This is a genomic window from Terriglobales bacterium (genome assembly GCA_035624455.1).
In the GTDB taxonomy this organism is placed as follows: Bacteria; Acidobacteriota; Terriglobia; order Terriglobales; family Acidobacteriaceae; genus DASPRM01.
This window is the reverse complement of sequence record DASPRM010000060.1, coordinates 1-15,471: the sequence shown is the minus strand read 5'-3', so window position 1 is coordinate 15,471 and position 15,471 is coordinate 1. Positions and strand designations below refer to the sequence as shown.

General features: G+C 57.0%; 15 protein-coding genes and 1 tRNA gene. 8 read left to right on the top strand and 8 right to left on the bottom strand.

Going from position 1 to position 15,471, the window contains the following annotated elements; genetic code table 11:
• The 5 genes from VEG30_06585 to VEG30_06565 all read left to right on the top strand — a co-directional run bounded on the left by VEG30_06585 (position 1) and on the right by VEG30_06565 (position 3,974).
• A complete protein-coding gene (locus VEG30_06585; protein ID HXZ79577.1) occupies positions 1-984 on the top strand; it encodes a matrixin family metalloprotease in 984 nt (327 codons plus the stop codon).
• A 318-nt stretch (positions 985-1,302) separates the two neighbouring features.
• Positions 1,303-2,034, top strand: a complete 732-nt coding sequence (locus VEG30_06580) for a GvpL/GvpF family gas vesicle protein (protein ID HXZ79576.1) — start codon at positions 1,303-1,305, stop codon at positions 2,032-2,034.
• A 230-nt stretch (positions 2,035-2,264) separates the two neighbouring features.
• Positions 2,265-2,633, top strand: coding sequence for a TraR/DksA family transcriptional regulator (locus tag VEG30_06575; protein ID HXZ79575.1), 369 nt, complete (start codon positions 2,265-2,267; stop codon positions 2,631-2,633).
• Positions 2,634-2,703: 70 nt separating this feature from the next.
• Entirely contained in the window at positions 2,704-3,414 is a 711-nt protein-coding gene (locus VEG30_06570; protein ID HXZ79574.1) for a tetratricopeptide repeat protein, read from the top strand.
• 119 nt (positions 3,415-3,533) lie between these two features.
• The gene (locus tag VEG30_06565; GenBank protein ID HXZ79573.1) at positions 3,534-3,974 is read left to right on the top strand and encodes a hypothetical protein; all 441 of its coding nucleotides are present in this window, start codon (positions 3,534-3,536) and stop codon (positions 3,972-3,974) included.
• 181 nt (positions 3,975-4,155) lie between these two features.
• On the opposite strand, the gene VEG30_06560 is transcribed toward VEG30_06565, so the two are convergent.
• From VEG30_06560 to VEG30_06530, 7 genes are all read right to left on the bottom strand, one after another.
• The gene (locus VEG30_06560; GenBank protein HXZ79572.1) at positions 4,156-5,466 is read right to left on the bottom strand and encodes an amidohydrolase family protein; all 1,311 of its coding nucleotides are present in this window, start codon (positions 5,464-5,466) and stop codon (positions 4,156-4,158) included.
• Between the two features lie 125 nt (positions 5,467-5,591).
• Entirely contained in the window at positions 5,592-6,599 is a 1,008-nt protein-coding gene (gene fabD / locus VEG30_06555) for an ACP S-malonyltransferase (GenBank protein HXZ79571.1), read from the bottom strand.
• Positions 6,600-6,610: 11 nt separating this feature from the next.
• Positions 6,611-7,627 carry a phosphate acyltransferase PlsX gene (gene plsX / locus VEG30_06550; GenBank protein ID HXZ79570.1) on the bottom strand — a complete coding sequence of 339 codons (1,017 nt, stop codon included), beginning with the start codon at positions 7,625-7,627 and terminating at the stop codon, positions 6,611-6,613.
• Positions 7,628-7,760: 133 nt separating this feature from the next.
• Positions 7,761-7,946 carry a 50S ribosomal protein L32 gene (gene rpmF / locus VEG30_06545; protein ID HXZ79569.1) on the bottom strand — a complete coding sequence of 62 codons (186 nt, stop codon included), beginning with the start codon at positions 7,944-7,946 and terminating at the stop codon, positions 7,761-7,763.
• A gap of 40 nt (positions 7,947-7,986) precedes the next feature.
• Positions 7,987-8,544 carry a DUF177 domain-containing protein gene (locus VEG30_06540; protein HXZ79568.1) on the bottom strand — a complete coding sequence of 186 codons (558 nt, stop codon included), beginning with the start codon at positions 8,542-8,544 and terminating at the stop codon, positions 7,987-7,989.
• A gap of 231 nt (positions 8,545-8,775) precedes the next feature.
• Positions 8,776-9,204 carry a response regulator gene (locus VEG30_06535; GenBank protein ID HXZ79567.1) on the bottom strand — a complete coding sequence of 143 codons (429 nt, stop codon included), beginning with the start codon at positions 9,202-9,204 and terminating at the stop codon, positions 8,776-8,778.
• 242 nt (positions 9,205-9,446) lie between these two features.
• Positions 9,447-10,334 (bottom strand): PhzF family phenazine biosynthesis protein, encoded by an 888-nt coding sequence (locus VEG30_06530; GenBank protein ID HXZ79566.1) that lies wholly within the window; start codon positions 10,332-10,334, stop codon positions 9,447-9,449.
• Between the two features lie 349 nt (positions 10,335-10,683).
• Between VEG30_06530 and VEG30_06525 the strand changes: the two genes are divergently transcribed.
• Positions 10,684-11,346, top strand: coding sequence for a peroxiredoxin (locus tag VEG30_06525; protein HXZ79565.1), 663 nt, complete (start codon positions 10,684-10,686; stop codon positions 11,344-11,346).
• Between the two features lie 12 nt (positions 11,347-11,358).
• On the opposite strand, the gene VEG30_06520 is transcribed toward VEG30_06525, so the two are convergent.
• Positions 11,359-11,808, bottom strand: coding sequence for a pyridoxamine 5'-phosphate oxidase family protein (locus VEG30_06520; protein HXZ79564.1), 450 nt, complete (start codon positions 11,806-11,808; stop codon positions 11,359-11,361).
• 608 nt (positions 11,809-12,416) lie between these two features.
• Here VEG30_06520 and VEG30_06515 point away from each other — a divergent pair.
• Both VEG30_06515 and VEG30_06510 read left to right on the top strand, forming a co-directional pair.
• Positions 12,417-12,515 (top strand) — tRNA-Sec (locus VEG30_06515).
• Positions 12,516-12,952: 437 nt separating this feature from the next.
• On the top strand, positions 12,953-15,471 hold a 2,519-nt coding region (locus VEG30_06510; GenBank protein HXZ79563.1), incomplete at its 3' end, for a response regulator.

Genomic DNA, 15,471 nt, shown 5'->3' with positions numbered 1-15,471 from the left:
ATGAGATTAGCCCTAAACTGCACTCTTGCCGTCCTGCTCCTGTTTCCTACGATGAGCAGCTTTGCAGCCCAGCCTAGCCTGACTTGTCCTGGGAATGGATCGTGTGCTTCCCCGCAACCGGATCAGTGGCCTACCAACAGTGTTAACTGGAACCTGAATCCGGATAGCTCCAAGGGTAATATCGCCAACGGGCTCAATTTTCGCGCAGTGTTGACGAGTGCCTTTGCCACCTGGTCGAGCGCGCCCAACGTCGCTATTCAATTTACTCAGGGCGCAGACTGCTCAACTTGCTCAGAAACCAATAACCCGCAGAACTTGAACTTCATCTGCTTTGCGTGCGCCGACGCCCAGGATTTCACCAGGGACTCTGAGACCCTGGGTGTCACCATCAGTACTTCGCAGCCCGGTGCCGGCAGCTTTGCTCAAATCACCAACGCCTTCATTCTGTTTAATCCCGCCGATTGCTTTACCGACATCAACGGGGGAAGCTGCCCGAATGGCGCGAGCGGCAATAACCAGATTCCGCTGCAAGTGGTAGCTACGCATGAAATCGGACACCTTCTTGGCTTGGACCACACCGCAGTTGTGCGCTCGGTGATGTTCGTTTCCGCCAGCGACATCACTACTCTCAGTTACGACGACGTAGCTGGCGCGTCGTTTCTGTATCCGAAATCAACTCCTGATGTACCCACCAGCTCAATCTCGGGCACGGTGCGCCTAAACGGGAACGCAGTATTCGGCGCCCATGTCTTTGCCGATTCAACCACAGCTTCTCAGCCGTTCAGCAATTTCAGCAGCATTCGCAAGACGCCCATCGGCGCTTACACGATCCCAGGAGGCACCTACACGATTCGGGGACTTCCCGCTGATAGCTACACCGTGACTGCGGAGCCGGTAGATTTGCCGGTGCAGGATTCAGATCTAGGCTTGCACGATGCCTATGGGCAGGCGGTACAGACAAACTTCACGACTCGTTGGCACTGAAGCAAGGCCTGCGCAAAGTGACCAGTTGATGGCGAGCGTCTGATATGTTTCGGTGTTTCTTTGCTGGCATGCAGCGTGCCATTTCATCCTTGCCGGCATACATTTTCCGCTCGGACCAAAAAAATATTTCTTTTGGAACTTGCCTCGAACCAGTTGCTTATTTCCTCGCGATTGGGCTAGGATGACTTTAGGGCGTACGCCTTACGTTCTGAACACCGTTAGTACCTAGCCGTCTCTTCCGTTTACGCGTCGGCCCGTTGTACCCCATTTGCTGGAGCGAGTTCGAATAAGCTCCGGTTCTCTCTCGGAGAGTCCCGCATGGCGTGGTACGCATATTGCATCGCAGAACAGCAGGCTTTCCTTGCCGGAGCACGCGCCCGGCGTCCCTTTCCCATCGAAGGTTTGCGAGGAATCAACGATTCACAGGTGTTAGGTTATCCCAGTGGGGAATTCGCAGTTGTGGTCAGCCCCTATCTGGCGGCCGGCACTCTGGACCAGCAAGCAGCCCTGGACCATGCCCGTGTAGTAGCCGACTGCTTCCGTCAAACTACAGTTCTGCCTTTCCGCTTTGGCACCGTCTTTGAGACGGATGAAGCGCTACGCCGCGCGGTTCGCGGCAATCGTAAGGCTTTCCTGGAGAGCGTGCAACAGCTCCGCGGCAAGTCGGAAATGCACCTGAAGGTGGTGGTGCGCGACGGCAGCCTGCGTGACCTGGCCGACACCGAGCTTCCTGCCGCCGTGGGAAGCGCGTATCTGGCTCATTTGCGGGAGCGTGCTGCCCTGCAACGTGACCGGCAGAGCAAGGCCAAGTCGCTTTCCGTGCAGGTGCACAAGCTGTTCGCTCCTCTGGCAGAAGAAATAAGCTGTAAGAAGGTCGACTCGGGAGGGCTCCTCATCGATATTGCGCACCTGATCGAGAGCAACTCCATCGAGAAGTATCACAACCGCTATGCCAGCGCGACCAAGCAATTGAAAAATTGCGAGCTGGTGATGAGCGGTCCCTGGCCGCCATATCATTTCATGCCGGGAAAGAAGCCTCGTCCCGCGTGATTTGATGCAAGCTCAGAATGTATGGGGTCCGCGGTTCTGCTGCACTGTGGACCCCAGTCCTGCCGCGCCGGCCATTCACCCCTCAGGATGCGTTGGTTCCATGTTTGCCATCGAACCTTTGTGCCGTGATGGCGTGCGGAGTTGACGCCTTCGCGAAGGCAAGCTTATGATTTTTGTTTGCCCTGACACCAAGAAACGTACGGCAGTGGCTCGGCTGGGTTGAATCGTCAATGGAAAAGAAACGGCTCGAACAATTCAAAAAGCGGCTTGAGGAGCGGCAACTCGAGTTGCGCAGACAGGTTTCCAATCGGCAGGCAGACGGCCGCAATCAGGGCGAGGACGTAGCCCAGGATATTGCCGACAAGGCCGCCAGTTCCTACAACAAGGAATTCCTCTTCACTCAGAGCACCAATGAGCGCCAACTCCTGGCGATGGTCGAGAGCGCGCTGGCCCGCATCCGCGAGGGGAGCTTTGGGGAGTGCGTCTCCTGCGGCAAAGAAATCAATGCCAAGCGCCTGGATGCTGTCCCCTGGACGCGTTACTGCATCGAGTGCCAGGAGAAACTCGAGCGCGGGCAACTGGAAGAGGTTATGCCGTAGCTCGGCTGATTGACCAGCCAAGACATTTGTTAAACTCAAGCTTCGACTTCAAGATCAGCAGGAACGAACTTTGCGCAGTACGCAACGCCATCAACTCAAAGAAGATCAATTCGCTCACACTGTAACTGAACAGCTGCAATGGGCAGCCGAGCATCGCAAGCCGTTGGTCTACGGCGGAGTGATTGCTGCCGTGCTCGTGGTTGTCCTCCTGGGAGGCTGGTACTACATGCAATCTCAGGAGCAGCAGGCCGCGGTCGCCGTAGGTAGCGCCCTGCGCACCCACAACGCGCCGCTGCGTCCGGCTGATTCGCCCCCTACTCCTGAGCAGGAGTCCTACACGAGCGCCGCCGAGCGCGCCAAAGCCGCGATTCCGAAGCTGCGTCAGGTTGCGGATAAGTATTCCCACACCCCCTCCGGCCGTTTAGCACGTTATTTTCTGGGCCTCAGCCTGATGGATTCCGGGGACAATTCTGGAGCAGAGGCGCAGCTCCAGCGTGTCGCCAATTCGAGCGACAAGAATCTGGCTTCGCTGGCAAAGATGACTCTGGCCTCGCTCTATCGCCAGACCAACCGTGATCGGCAGGCCATCCAGCTCTACAAAGAGCTGGCTGACAAGCCTACCGATGCGGTGGCGAAACCGGCCGCTCAATTGGAGCTGGCCTCGCTGTATGCGACCAAAGATCCCACCGAAGCTCGCAAATTGTACGAGCAGATCAAGCGCGACAGTCCCAACTCTGCTGCAGCGTCCATCGCCACCACGAAGATGGCGGAGCTCAAGTAGGTCGCCGCTGAATCAAGTTGTCATCACGAGGCCGCCTCGGCGGCCGAGGGATCTGCAGTTCCAATCGAATTGGCCCATGCCTGCCTCGCTCTGCGCCAAGTGCTATTCTTTTTCTGATCATGACGATCTTTGAAGCGCCGCAGTACGATCCGCGTCGCGCCCGGCGCCGGAATCAGCGCATTGCCGCCGCCGTCCTGGTGGTGATCGTTCTGGCTGCTCTCGCTTGGATCTATCGCAACTGGCCGGAAGAACGCGTAGCGAGCAAATTCTTCACCGCGCTTCAGAACAAAGATTACGAGACCGCTTACGGCCTGTGGGTTGCCGACCCTGCCTGGAAACAGCATCCCGAACAGCATTCGCAGTACAAGTTTGGCGACTTCTACAATGACTGGGGGCCAGGCGGCGAGTGGGGCTTGATTCGCAGCTTCCGCATCGAAGGATCGGCCAATCCCAAAGCCGGCAGCGGTGTGGTGGTGGTCGTAACTGTCAACGACCGCAAAGAACCCGCGCGCATCTGGGTGGAGAAGAAAGACAAGTCCATGACCTTCTCGCCTTATTAGCCTCCGCAGGACACCGGGGCGCAATTTTTGGCTACCGTGCTACTAATGTTGAAATGTCATCTTGAGCGAGGACGGGGAATAATGATCCCCGTCCGAGTCGAAAGACCTGGTGTTTTGTTCACATCTCTCAATCACATCCATTTCGAAGACATTTGGCAGTACCCAGCCCACCCGAGGTCGATTACCTCCCCGGCCCCTTGATTACCTCTCCGCCCTTCATTACAAAAACCACATTTTCTATAGCACCAATGTTCTCGAGCGGATCTCCACTCACGGCGACGATATCCGCGTATTTTCCCGCTTCCAGCGTGCCGACCTGATCTGACAGCCCCAGCAACTCAGAAGCGCGCACCGTTGCTGCCTGGATCGCTTGGAGCGGCTTCATTCCGCCCTTCACCAGTGAAGCAAATTCCTTGGACACAAAATCCGGATCATCATCCACGCCGTAGGCAATCTTCAGATTGTGTTTGAGAGCCAGCGCGAAAGCATCCTGCTGATACTTCAGAATCTCCTTCCCCTTCTGCGCCATGATGGGATCCTGTCCCAAAGAAGTTCCCAGCTCGGCGCCGCGCTGGAAGGTGTAGAGCGTCGGGACCAGCCATGTCCCCTTCTGCTGCATTATTCTGGCCCCCTCCTCATCAAGCATTGTCCCGTGTTCGACGGAATCGACGCTCGCTCGCGCTGCCGCCTTGATCCCTTCGGTCCCTTCCGCATGTGCCATCACTTTCTTGTGGGCGCGGTGGGCGATCTCTACTGCTTTGGCCATCTGCTCTTCGCTCAATTCCTGCACGTTGAAATCGCTGTGCGGATCCATGACTCCGCCGGTAGCCATCAGCTTGATCCAGTCAGCGCCATACTTGATGTCACGGCGCACTGCAGGACCAACCTCCGCTGTGCTGTCGGCGATGTTGGGACGCCGTGTCAGTTCCTGGTTTGGCGCCAGGGGATCGGCATCGCCATGACCGCCGGTCAGGGAAACAAAATTTCCTGCAGAAACGATGCGAGGACCCTGGATCAGCCCGCGATTGATCGCATTGCGCAGCGCCAGTTGTCCGTAGTCCAGATCCGATTCTCCCGCGTCGCGCAGCGCCGTGAAACCATGTGCCATCCACACCTGCAAATTGCGGTATCCCCAAAGCGTAGCTTCCGCGGAGGAGGTTCGCAGATCCCGCGTTGGCGAAAGGTCCTTAGGATTCCCCAGAATGTGCGCGTGACAATCAATCAGGCCTGGCAGCACGAAAGCATCGGACAGATCGATGACGCGTGCGCCCATTCCGGCAGCCGCTGGACCAATTCGTTGAATCCGGTCGCCTTCAACCACGATGATCTGGTCCTTGAGCACCTGGCCTGTGCGTACGTCGAGCAGCCTGCCGGCGCGAATCAGGGCGACCTGCTTGGCCGCGCTCTGGCCGGAAGACGGGCTCTGCGCCTCAGTTGCCCAAGAGAAAAGGAATAGACACAAAACGACCGCCAACACTCTGTGTTTCGTCAACTTTCACCCCACAAATTGAGGAATCCGCCGGAATGCAGAACCGCATGGCGCATGGAGAGAATAACAAACTCCGAAGTGCAAACAAGCGGGTCTGGCATCTGATGTGTGCGGGACCACGTCTCAGCTCAGATACCGCTTTTGACGGCATGTGAGAAATGGTTCGTCGTCTTCTGGAGGGAGGTTTCGTCTTCTACATTCAGGCAGGTCCGAGTGCGATCGATCTGGCGCATCAGGCCCGATAGCACCTTGCCCGGCCCGACCTCGATGAAGTGGGTTACGCCCCGTCCGATCAGCACCCGCATCGACTTCTCCCACTGCACTGCGCCGGTGACCTGGCGAATGAGGGCATCTCGCGCCTTCGCGGGATCGGAAATCTCCTCTGCATCCACGTTGGTGATCAGGGGAAACTCCATATCATGAAACTTAAGCGCGTGAAGGTCTGCGGCCAGACGTTCCTGCGCTGGTTTCATGAGCGAACAATGGAAAGGAGCGCTTACGGGAAGAATGATGGCTCGCTTCGCCCCACGATGCTTAGCCAGTTCGGCCGCGCGTTCAATAGCGGCGGTGCTGCCGGAAATTACGATCTGATCGGGCGAGTTGATATTAGCCGGCTCGCACACGAGCCCCTGAGCGGCTTCCTGGCACACGTGCCGCAGACCTTCTATCGGCATTCCGAGGACTGCCGCCATGGCTCCTTCGCCTACCGGCACGGCTTCCTGCATATACTTGCCGCGATTGCGGACTGTGCGCACAGCATCGGCAAACTCAATTGTGCCGGAGGCTACGTGTGCTGAGTACTCGCCCAGGCTATGACCGGCTACATATCGCGGAACCACCCCCACGCTCTGCAGCACGCGCGCCGCGGCTACCGACACGGTCAGAATTGCGGGTTGGGTAACCTCGGTGAGCTTCAACCGCTCTTCAGGGCCTTCGAAGCACATCTGCGACAGCTTGCAGGAGAGGGCTTCGTCAGCCTCGTCGAAAGTTTCCTGAGCCAGCGGATAGAGGGCGGCGAGTTCCTTGCCCATGCCCACAGACTGCGATCCCTGGCCCGGAAAGAGAAATGCAATGCGGGTTCCCGCGACGGTTTCATGGTGAGGATGTGCGGTCGATGCCGGCGAGGTTTCGCCCATTAGAAGCTTCCTTAGGTCTGCGGTACCGCGCTCAGTTCTTCGGCGATCTGCTGATTGATGCCACGCTCGGCAAACTCAGCAGCCACGCGAATGGCATTCTTGATGGCGTTGGCGTTCGAGCTTCCGTGGCCGATAATGCACACGCCCTTCACCCCCAACAGCGGCGCTCCACCATACTCCGAATAGTCCAGACGCTTCTTGAATTCCGCGAACGCGCGACGGGAAAGCAAGAAGCCAACCTGGCGGCTGATGGTTGCGTTAAGCGATTCTTTGAGCATGTAACGCACAACCTCGGCCAGGCCTTCTGAGATCTTCAGCGCCACATTGCCTACAAAGCCGTCGCAGACAATCACGTCGACATTACCGTTGTAAAGATCGCGGCCTTCGACATTACCTGCAAAGTTCAATGGCAAATGCTTAATTAGCTGGTAGGCGTGTCTCGTGAGGTCGTTTCCTTTTCCTTCTTCTTCGCCGATCGAGAGCACACCCACTCGGGGATTCGTCACGCCGAAAATTTTGCGAAAATAGACTTCGCCCATCACTGCGAACTGCTCCAGGTTCTGCGGCTTGGAATCGACATTGGCGCCAACATCCAGCAGGATGGCAGCCGTGCCTTTAGCAGTGGGAAAAACCGCCGCCAGCGCTGGCCGGTCCACGCCGGGAAGAGCACCCAGGACCATCTTCGCGCTGGCCATGGCTGCGCCGGTGTTGCCAGCAGTGATGAAACCTGCCGCCTTGCCTTCGCGCACCAGACGCAAACCGACGCGAAGCGACGAATCCCGCTTGCTGCGCACTGCCTGCGCCGCCTTCTCGTCCATCCCGATCACTTCCCTGGCATTTACGATACTGATGTCATTGCTGAGGAAGTGTGCGGTGGGATGGTTCCGCAGTTCGGCGCGCAGCAGATCTTCCTTGCCGACGAGCACTACATTCACGTCACACTGGCGTGCAGCAAGAATGGCGCCTTCGACTTCCGGCTTCGGGGCACGGTCCGAACCCATCGCATCGACGGCTATGACTGTCGGCATCGAGTTGGTTTCTTAGACCTCGGTGGTGTTGTGGTGTTTCGGGCCGCGCCGGCTCATTGCCTGAGTCGCGACGCCGATCTCGAACCGGTGAAAAAACCGCCGGGCGGGGCTGGCGCGCGCCGCACAGAAACAGCTACCCGGCTTTCTCCACTTCCACGATTTCGCGCCCCTTATAGTAGCCGCACTTCGGGCAAGCGCGATGGGGCAATTTCTTCTCGTGACAGTTAGGACATTCGGAGACCGAGGGAGCGGCCAGATGATCGTGCGCTCTGCGCCGGCTGGTGCGTGCCTTGGAGTGCCTTCGTTTCGGATTTGGCATGAAAACGTACCTCTATCTTGTTTACGGCTCAATGGCCGAATTATTTCTGCAGTTTGTTTCGAATATCTTTCAGCGCCGCCCAACGCGGCTCTTCCTGCGGCTGACATTTACAGCTGCCGGTATTCAGATTCTGCCCACATTGCGGGCACAATCCCTTGCATTGCTCGCTGCAAACCACTTTCAGGGGCACCGTCAGCAAAACCTGCTCGCGCAGCACGTCTTCCAGCAGCAGGCCGTCCCGCTGGTAGTACCCAACATCGGCCTCCGCCGGACTGGAAAGCGAGATCTCGCTGTCGCCTGCGTCGGAACCCTGCGGCCGATACAGCAGGTCGAAATTGTTCTTTACGTCCCGCGCTACCGGTTCCAGACAGCGGGCGCACAGGATTTCGATTCCAGTGGAGAAACCGCCCACCAGTCGGATATCGTCTATGTTGCCGCGCCGGCTATGATGCTCCTCGACCAGCATCGCTCGTCCGGCTGATTTCAGCGGACTCGCTTGGCGTACATCTGGCCCCAAATCAATAGTTTCCGGCTGCCACTCCTGATCGAACTCAATCAGGTTGTGATGGAGTTGCAGCTCTTGCAGACTGATAAACATCTTTCGACTCGCCGCGTCCCAAAGCGGACACACTTCCACAGATGGGCTCACGCATCAAGACGCAAGTTTTAAGAATAAAGGTCAGGTAGCAAAAGTGTCAATTGAGTCATGGGGTTGAGGGCCAGGTGGTTGCGGTAATTCCTGCCGGTAGACAGCTCGGCGAACTCAGCGCTTGAGGGAAAATTCATTCCCCGCAGCGGTCATGCTGAGCGCGGAGAATCGCGGCTTCCCTTATGCTGAAGCGTGCGTTTCGTTGTGGGTAATCGCGGCGGCCGCCGGCATAGCGGGTTTGGGTCCGCGCTTTTTCACCAGCAGCAAGCGGATGCGCTCCAACAGATCCATGGGCGAGTAAGAACCCTTGGACATGAAGGCATCGGCACGCAGATCGCGGTCCCACATGCGAATGCGTCCGGAGACCAGAATGGCGGGAGTTTGCGGCGAAAGATTCTTGATTTCTTCGACCAGGCTGTTGCCGTCGCGGCCGGGAAGCACCAGGTCGGCGAGCACAAGATCGATGCCTCCACGGCGGAAAATTTCCAGCGCCTGCTCGGCATCGGAACTGGTAAGGACCCGGTAGCCGCGGGTCTCCAGCATCACCTTGCGAATGGAAAGATTCTGCTCATTATCATCGACGCAGAGGATGGTTCTTTTGGGTTTCATGCTTTCCAGCGTGCAGGCTCATGGCTCCGAGAAGAAAACCGAAAGCGTTCCAGGGGCGTCCTGCCACAATCTTTCTTTTTAGTTTTGTTTTTTCTGTGGCGAATCCAACCAGGCTCACGCATCCTAAAGACACCACCGCAAACTGTAAAGTGGCAAGCATGCAAACATGACGTGAAAATTTCTTTGTTGCTGCTGTGGTGCAGGAACGGAACTCGAATCTGAAGACCGAGTGGCTGTGAGGCTCAGAAATTCAGTTCGCCGCGCGCTACCTCGACCGTGTTTCCACCCACGCGAATGTTAATTACCCGGTCACCCTCTCGCTCACCACGCACAAAAATCCGGCTGGGACGTTTAATCTCCAGTCCCTGTTCGATCAATACGCGCTCGCCGGGTTGGGCCACACCATACTTGACCATCCATGCGGCGCAGGCACCGGCGGCGGAGCCAGTCGCGGGATCTTCGCCGTTGTAGAAGATCATGCGTGCGTGGAGATGGGTCCGAGGATCAACGGTCTCGCGCGAGACGAAGTAGAAGAACTTGCCGTCGGTGTGCCGCAGATACTCAGCCGCCTGATGGAAGTTGATATGGAGGTCTTGAATCACCTTCAGAGAGCGCAGGGGCACGATCACGAAGGACAGGCCAGTGGAGACAGTCTGAATGGGCAGATCGTCACGAATGTCATCGCGCGCAAGACCCACGCAGCGGGCGACGTCTTCGCGGGAGTGGATGGAACCAAACTCGGGATCGCGCTGCTGCATTTCACCAAAAACAGTTCCGGCGTCATCCGTTTCAAAATGGACGGGAATTTTGCCCACTCTTAGATCGAGCCAGATCACATCCGAACCGCTGGTTGCACGCAGCACAGCGGCCGTTCCCAAGGTGGGGTGACCGGCAAAGGGCAGCTCTTCCGCCACGGTGAAGATGCGCACCTTGGAGGCGTGGCCGAGGCCTGAAGGCGGTTCCTCGCCGTTGGGAATTACAAAAGTGGTCTCGCAGAAGTTCATCTCCCGCGCGATGGCTTGCATTTGTTCGCTGGTGAGGCTGCGGGCATCCGTGAATACCGCCAACTGGTTGCCTTCGAGCGGCTTGGCGGTGAAGACATCAACCTGGACAAAGGGAAGGGAATGCATAACTTTGAATCGTAAGATTCGGACAAGAGATGAATCGATGCAGCAATTCTACAATGCCTGGTTTTGACCCTCCCCCGCAGGGAGGCGTAGTCTAAAAGCCACACGCAGACTTTTCAGTTTCCGGCTAATCCTGTTGTTGTAGCCAAGCGCTGGGGTTAGCGCATAAGAGCGCCAGCCGGCGGAATGAGCAGTGGGCGGTGCGAACGGTCTCCTCCTCCCCCAGATCAGTTCCGCAAGTTGCAGATCATAATCAAGGTCCTCATTCAGTGGCAGTGACAGGATCAAGGACGAATGTTGCGCTAACTGCCTCTCAAGCAGAGCGAATGGCCTGGGTCGAAGGAGCAGAATCATGAATATTGAAACGACAGCCGTGCCGCGCATGCCCAAGATCAATGAACTGGCTCCGGACTTCGAGGCCAAGTCGACGTATGGCGTTGTCCGGTTGACGGACTTCACCCGCCAAGGCAAATGGGTGATGTTGTTCTCCCATCCCGCCGATTTCACGCCCGTCTGCACCACCGAGTTCATTGCGTTCGCAGAGCGAAGCGCAGATTTCGAAAAGCGCAACGTGCAGTTGCTCGGCTTGTCGATTGACAGCGTGTACTCGCACATCGCGTGGGTGCGTAATATCGAAGAAAAAGCGGGAGTGAAGGTGCCCTTCCCAGTGCTGGCTGATCTGGATCAGAAGGTTGCGCGCGCCTACGGCATGGTGCACGAGTCGGTGAGCGACACAGCAACTGTCCGGGCGGTGTTTATGATCGATCCCAAGGGAGTGATCCGGGCCATACTCTATTACCCGATGTCGCTGGGGCGGAACGTGGATGAACTGATTCGGGTTATCGATGCGTTGCAGGTCGCCGACAAGAACGGGATCTCGACTCCGGCGAACTGGAAACCGGGAGATCCGGTGGTGGTGGCAGCCCCGGCTACCCAAGCGGAGGCCGAGGCTCGGGTTGCGGGCAAGAACGGCCTGCAAATCACCGACTGGTATTTGAGCAAGAAGTCGCTCTAGGGTTCACAAACTTCAGTCTCCGGGTTGGGCGCGTAGGCCGGTCATGGAATCAAGGTGAATGCGGAAAAAGATAGGGGCAATCAGATGGTCAGCTGACTTCAACTGCCGTTCTGCCATTGCATTCAGCCACCAATGATGATGTTTCTCCAGCAGCTCGCGGGCATGCTCGCGCTCATCCGCATATTGCGGCTCGGGCAGTTCCTGGTATAGCCCGGTGGCGACCAGCGTCATCCACTGAGACTGGCTCTTGATTTCCTCGACTTCTAAACATACCTTCGGATTCGCCCGCATCCACTCGATCTTTTGTCCAAGGGTGGAGAGCACGTAGACGTAATCAGCCTCGTAAGCAAAATAGACGGGAACTATATAGGGCTGACCATCGAGGGAGCAGGCCAGCCTGCCCAGCGAAGCCCGCATCAGAACTTCGCGGCATTCCTTCTCGGACATTTCGGTGACCATCATGGCTGCAGTCTCGTATCCAGCGGCGTGGATGTGGGCGCCTAAGAAAAGTTTGGCGAAAGCCGCTCAGACGCTTACACGAATATCACATTCGCAAGAAGATCGCACCGGGAGATTCGCTGGTCAAGGCTCAAAGGGTGACCTGACATAACGCCTCCTCATAAATCTTTGTTGAAGCGTTCATGGTGTTTACCATTGCCACTGGTGCCATCTCGCACTACGCCTGCTGGAGAAGTTGGGCGGCGGCGGTCTGCCCGCTTCATCTCGCAAGTGCCGGCTGATCACCTTCAAGGTTGCGGCACGGCTTGCAAGACGATTGGATGCGGCATCCGTAGGAGCACTTACCTGACAGGCGAAACAGCTGTAACTGTGACGAACCAGTCGCAATCGTTAAGGGCGGAAGCCAGGATCCGGTAAGAAAGCCACCGATTGCGCGGATTCTCACGGCTTGAAATCTCAAATAAACGAAATCCGCGAAGATGGGTGCTAATCCGTGGCCATGTTTAGGCCGGAACACCGTGATCCATGTGCTTGATGAGCGAATGGGTGAGTAACGCCGCACCTCGTTTACAATCGGATGGCCGCGCGATTCCAAGCGGCTGGCCGGCCGCGGAAGCGCATGGGGTCCGGTGATCCTCCCGGTCTTCAAAACCGGCGATTGTCGGGTTTGTCCCGGCAATGGTGCGTTCGACTCGCACACGCTTCCGCCATAAAAACCTAGAGTCTTTGGGCAACATTTTGACTGTTGCATGCGACGAATCTTTTTACCCTTCGCGCCCGGCGCAAGCTGGGGACCCGGGGCGAATCCGGGGGGGGACCTGCTCCCAATAGACGGACCTCCTTCCAATAATTGACCGATTCGCAACGGAAGATCCGCGGACCTCTCTGCATTGATTGACCCATTCGTAATGGAAGGTCCGCAGCCGGAGCTATTGAGGATATGTCGTGAGACGCCCGGCAGAATCTTAGAAGACTCATTTGGCTTCTGGTCAATACAGAGAACAACGTATATGCCGCTCAGTTGTCTGTGCCGCATTATGTCTTTGGGAGAGCAGGTCCGGGATGCCCTGAGTTGTCTCCTTATCCCAGAACACCTCATCGGTCGTGTGGCTTTTCGTGGAATCCTGCGGTTGTGGACGCATGGAAGATGGCATTACGAATCCTGGTTGTTGACGATCATGAACCGGTCAGGCGTGCAATAACTTCACTCCTTGCGAAACGCCCCGACTGGCACGTGTGCGGCGAGGCAGCGGATGGCGTGGAGGCAGTTGCGCGGGCGAAAGAACTGCGTCCTGACGCGGTGCTGATGGATGTTTCCATGCCCAAGATGGACGGGCTGCAGGCAACGAACGCACTACGCCAACAACTACCCGGAACGAAAGTCATCATTATCAGTCAGAATGATCCCGCCGTGGTTCGGCGACAAGCGGCGCAAGTGCGGGCTGATGCTTACGTCGGGAAAGATACGATGGCACAAGAGCTTATCCCTTCGATAGAGAAACTGTTCGTTGATGCTGCCACTAACAGTAGTGCAGATACTTTGACAAGACGCCCTGGCGAAGAAATCTCTGCTTGGCTTCCGGGCGGCGGGGAGATGGGCGAGCGAATCCGCGCATTCGACTGGAGGAAGACGGTTCTTGGTCCAGTGGACCGCTGGCCGGAGTCGCTAAAAACTGCGGTCCGCATCTGTGTCGGCTCTCGCAATCCCATCGTGCTTTGGTGGGGTAGATCGGAGTTATCACAGTTTTACAACGATGCCTATATTTCATTCTTGGGCAGCAAGAAACACCCGGTTTTTCTGGGCCGCTCGGGACGAGAGTGCTGGAGCGAGATTTGGGGAACCATGGCCCCGATGCTAGAGAAGGTTTTCACCACCGGTGACGCCACGTGGTCCGAAGACTTCCTCTATGTGCTGAATCGAAATTTGCCTCGCGAGGAAGGTTACTTTACTTTTTCCTACAGCCCCATTTGGGGTGATGCGGGAAAAGTCGAAGGGATCTTTTGCGCGTGTTACGAAACAACGGCACGAGTTATCAGTGACCGGCGTCTCCGCACACTTCGTGACCTGGGACGAACGATCTCGAGCGCCAAAACAGCGGAACAGGCATGTAGATCAGCTGCGAAGATTCTCGAAGGCAATCCTGCTGACATTCCGTTTGCGCTGTTTTACCTCCTCGATGAGGACGGACACCATGCGCGCCTTGCTGCAACGAGTGGCTTCATCGGAGACAGTGAAGCCGCCGTTGAGGGAATTGACCCGAACTCGCCTCTGACTGCTTGGCCCTTCAAGGAGGTTCTCGAGAGTGGGTCATCCAAGATCCTAACCGATCTCACACAGCGCTTTGGACACTTGCCGGGAGGCCCGTGGCCGGAATCTCCAGAAAGCGCCCTCATCCTTCCTATCGCTGCTGCTGGCCAGCCCGGTCCAGCAGGGTTCCTGATAGCGGGTTTCAGCCCGCGGCGAATTGTAGACGCGGACTACCACAGTTTTCTTGAGCTGATAGAAGGACACGTCGCCACAGCCATCGCCAATTCTCGCGCCTACGAAGAGGAACGGAAACGTGCCGACGCGTTGGCGGAAATAGATCGTGCGAAGACGCTTTTTTTCAGCAATGTCAGCCACGAATTCAGGACGCCTCTCACATTGATGCTCGGTCCCTTGGAGGACACCCTTGCCAGCTCGACTGGGGTGGCCGATGAACAACGAAGAAATCTCGAAGTGGCTCATCGGAATTCCTTGCGCTTGCTCAAGTTGGTCAACACGCTTTTGGATTTTTCGCGTATCGAAGCTGGCCGCATTGAGGCTTGCTTCGAGCCAGCCAACTTAGCGCAACTGACTTCTGGGCTTGCCAGTGTATTCCGCTCGGCGATCGAGCGAGCTGGGCTGCGGCTACTCATTAACTGCGAGGAAATTGGTGAGCAGGTTTACATCGATCGGGAAATGTGGGAAAAGATCGTTTTCAACCTGATTTCGAACGCTCTGAAGTTCACTTTCGAGGGTGAGATTGAAGTTTCAGTGAGGAAAGTGGGCGATGCGGTTGAACTCGCCGTTCGAGATACGGGAACCGGTATTCCCGCCGACGATCTGCCGCACCTGTTCGAGCGATTCTATCGAGTCAAGAATGCCCATGGGCGCTCGTTCGAGGGAAGCGGTATCGGTCTTGCGCTGGTGGAGGAGCTCGCCAAGCACAATGGCGGCTCGGTGCGAGTCGAGAGCAAGGTGGGGCTGGGAAGCACGTTTACGGTAACTATTCCGTTGGGCAAAGACCACTTACCTGCTGACCGAATCAGCGCGCAGCGTTCGCTGGCATCAACCGCCCTGCGAGGCGAGACCTACATTGAAGAAGCTTTACATTGGCTCTCGGATGTCCCTAACACCCAGGAATTTCTGTCAACCGACGCTCTTTTGCCCGCCCATGTCTCAGGTACCGGGGACAAAAAACGCTCCCGCATTCTGCTCGCGGATGACAATGCCGATATGCGGGACTACGTCCGAAAGTTACTCTCCTCCAGTTTCGACGTGGAAGTCGCTCCCGATGGTGAAGCGGCGCTGGAGGCGATTCGCTCGCGTCCCCCTGACCTCATCCTCAGTGATGTAATGATGCCGAAGCTGGATGGATTCGGGCTATTGAAGGAATTGCGGTCGGATCATCGTACGGCAACGAT

What these genes read in the sequence shown, in the direction of transcription:
- VEG30_06585 (HXZ79577.1), top strand. Translation starts at nt 1, where the DNA reads ATGAGATTAGCCCTAAACTGCACTCTTGCCGTCCTGCTCCTGTTTCCT.
- VEG30_06580 (HXZ79576.1), top strand. Translation starts at nt 1,303, where the DNA reads ATGGCGTGGTACGCATATTGCATCGCAGAACAGCAGGCTTTCCTTGCC.
- VEG30_06575 (HXZ79575.1), top strand. Translation starts at nt 2,265, where the DNA reads ATGGAAAAGAAACGGCTCGAACAATTCAAAAAGCGGCTTGAGGAGCGG.
- VEG30_06565 (HXZ79573.1), top strand. Translation starts at nt 3,534, where the DNA reads ATGACGATCTTTGAAGCGCCGCAGTACGATCCGCGTCGCGCCCGGCGC.
- fabD (HXZ79571.1), bottom strand. Translation starts at nt 6,599, where the DNA reads ATGGGCGAAACCTCGCCGGCATCGACCGCACATCCTCACCATGAAACC.
- plsX (HXZ79570.1), bottom strand. Translation starts at nt 7,627, where the DNA reads ATGCCGACAGTCATAGCCGTCGATGCGATGGGTTCGGACCGTGCCCCG.
- rpmF (HXZ79569.1), bottom strand. Translation starts at nt 7,946, where the DNA reads ATGCCAAATCCGAAACGAAGGCACTCCAAGGCACGCACCAGCCGGCGC.
- VEG30_06540 (HXZ79568.1), bottom strand. Translation starts at nt 8,544, where the DNA reads ATGTTTATCAGTCTGCAAGAGCTGCAACTCCATCACAACCTGATTGAG.
- VEG30_06535 (HXZ79567.1), bottom strand. Translation starts at nt 9,204, where the DNA reads ATGAAACCCAAAAGAACCATCCTCTGCGTCGATGATAATGAGCAGAAT.
- VEG30_06530 (HXZ79566.1), bottom strand. Translation starts at nt 10,334, where the DNA reads ATGCATTCCCTTCCCTTTGTCCAGGTTGATGTCTTCACCGCCAAGCCG.
- VEG30_06525 (HXZ79565.1), top strand. Translation starts at nt 10,684, where the DNA reads ATGAATATTGAAACGACAGCCGTGCCGCGCATGCCCAAGATCAATGAA.
- VEG30_06520 (HXZ79564.1), bottom strand. Translation starts at nt 11,808, where the DNA reads ATGATGGTCACCGAAATGTCCGAGAAGGAATGCCGCGAAGTTCTGATG.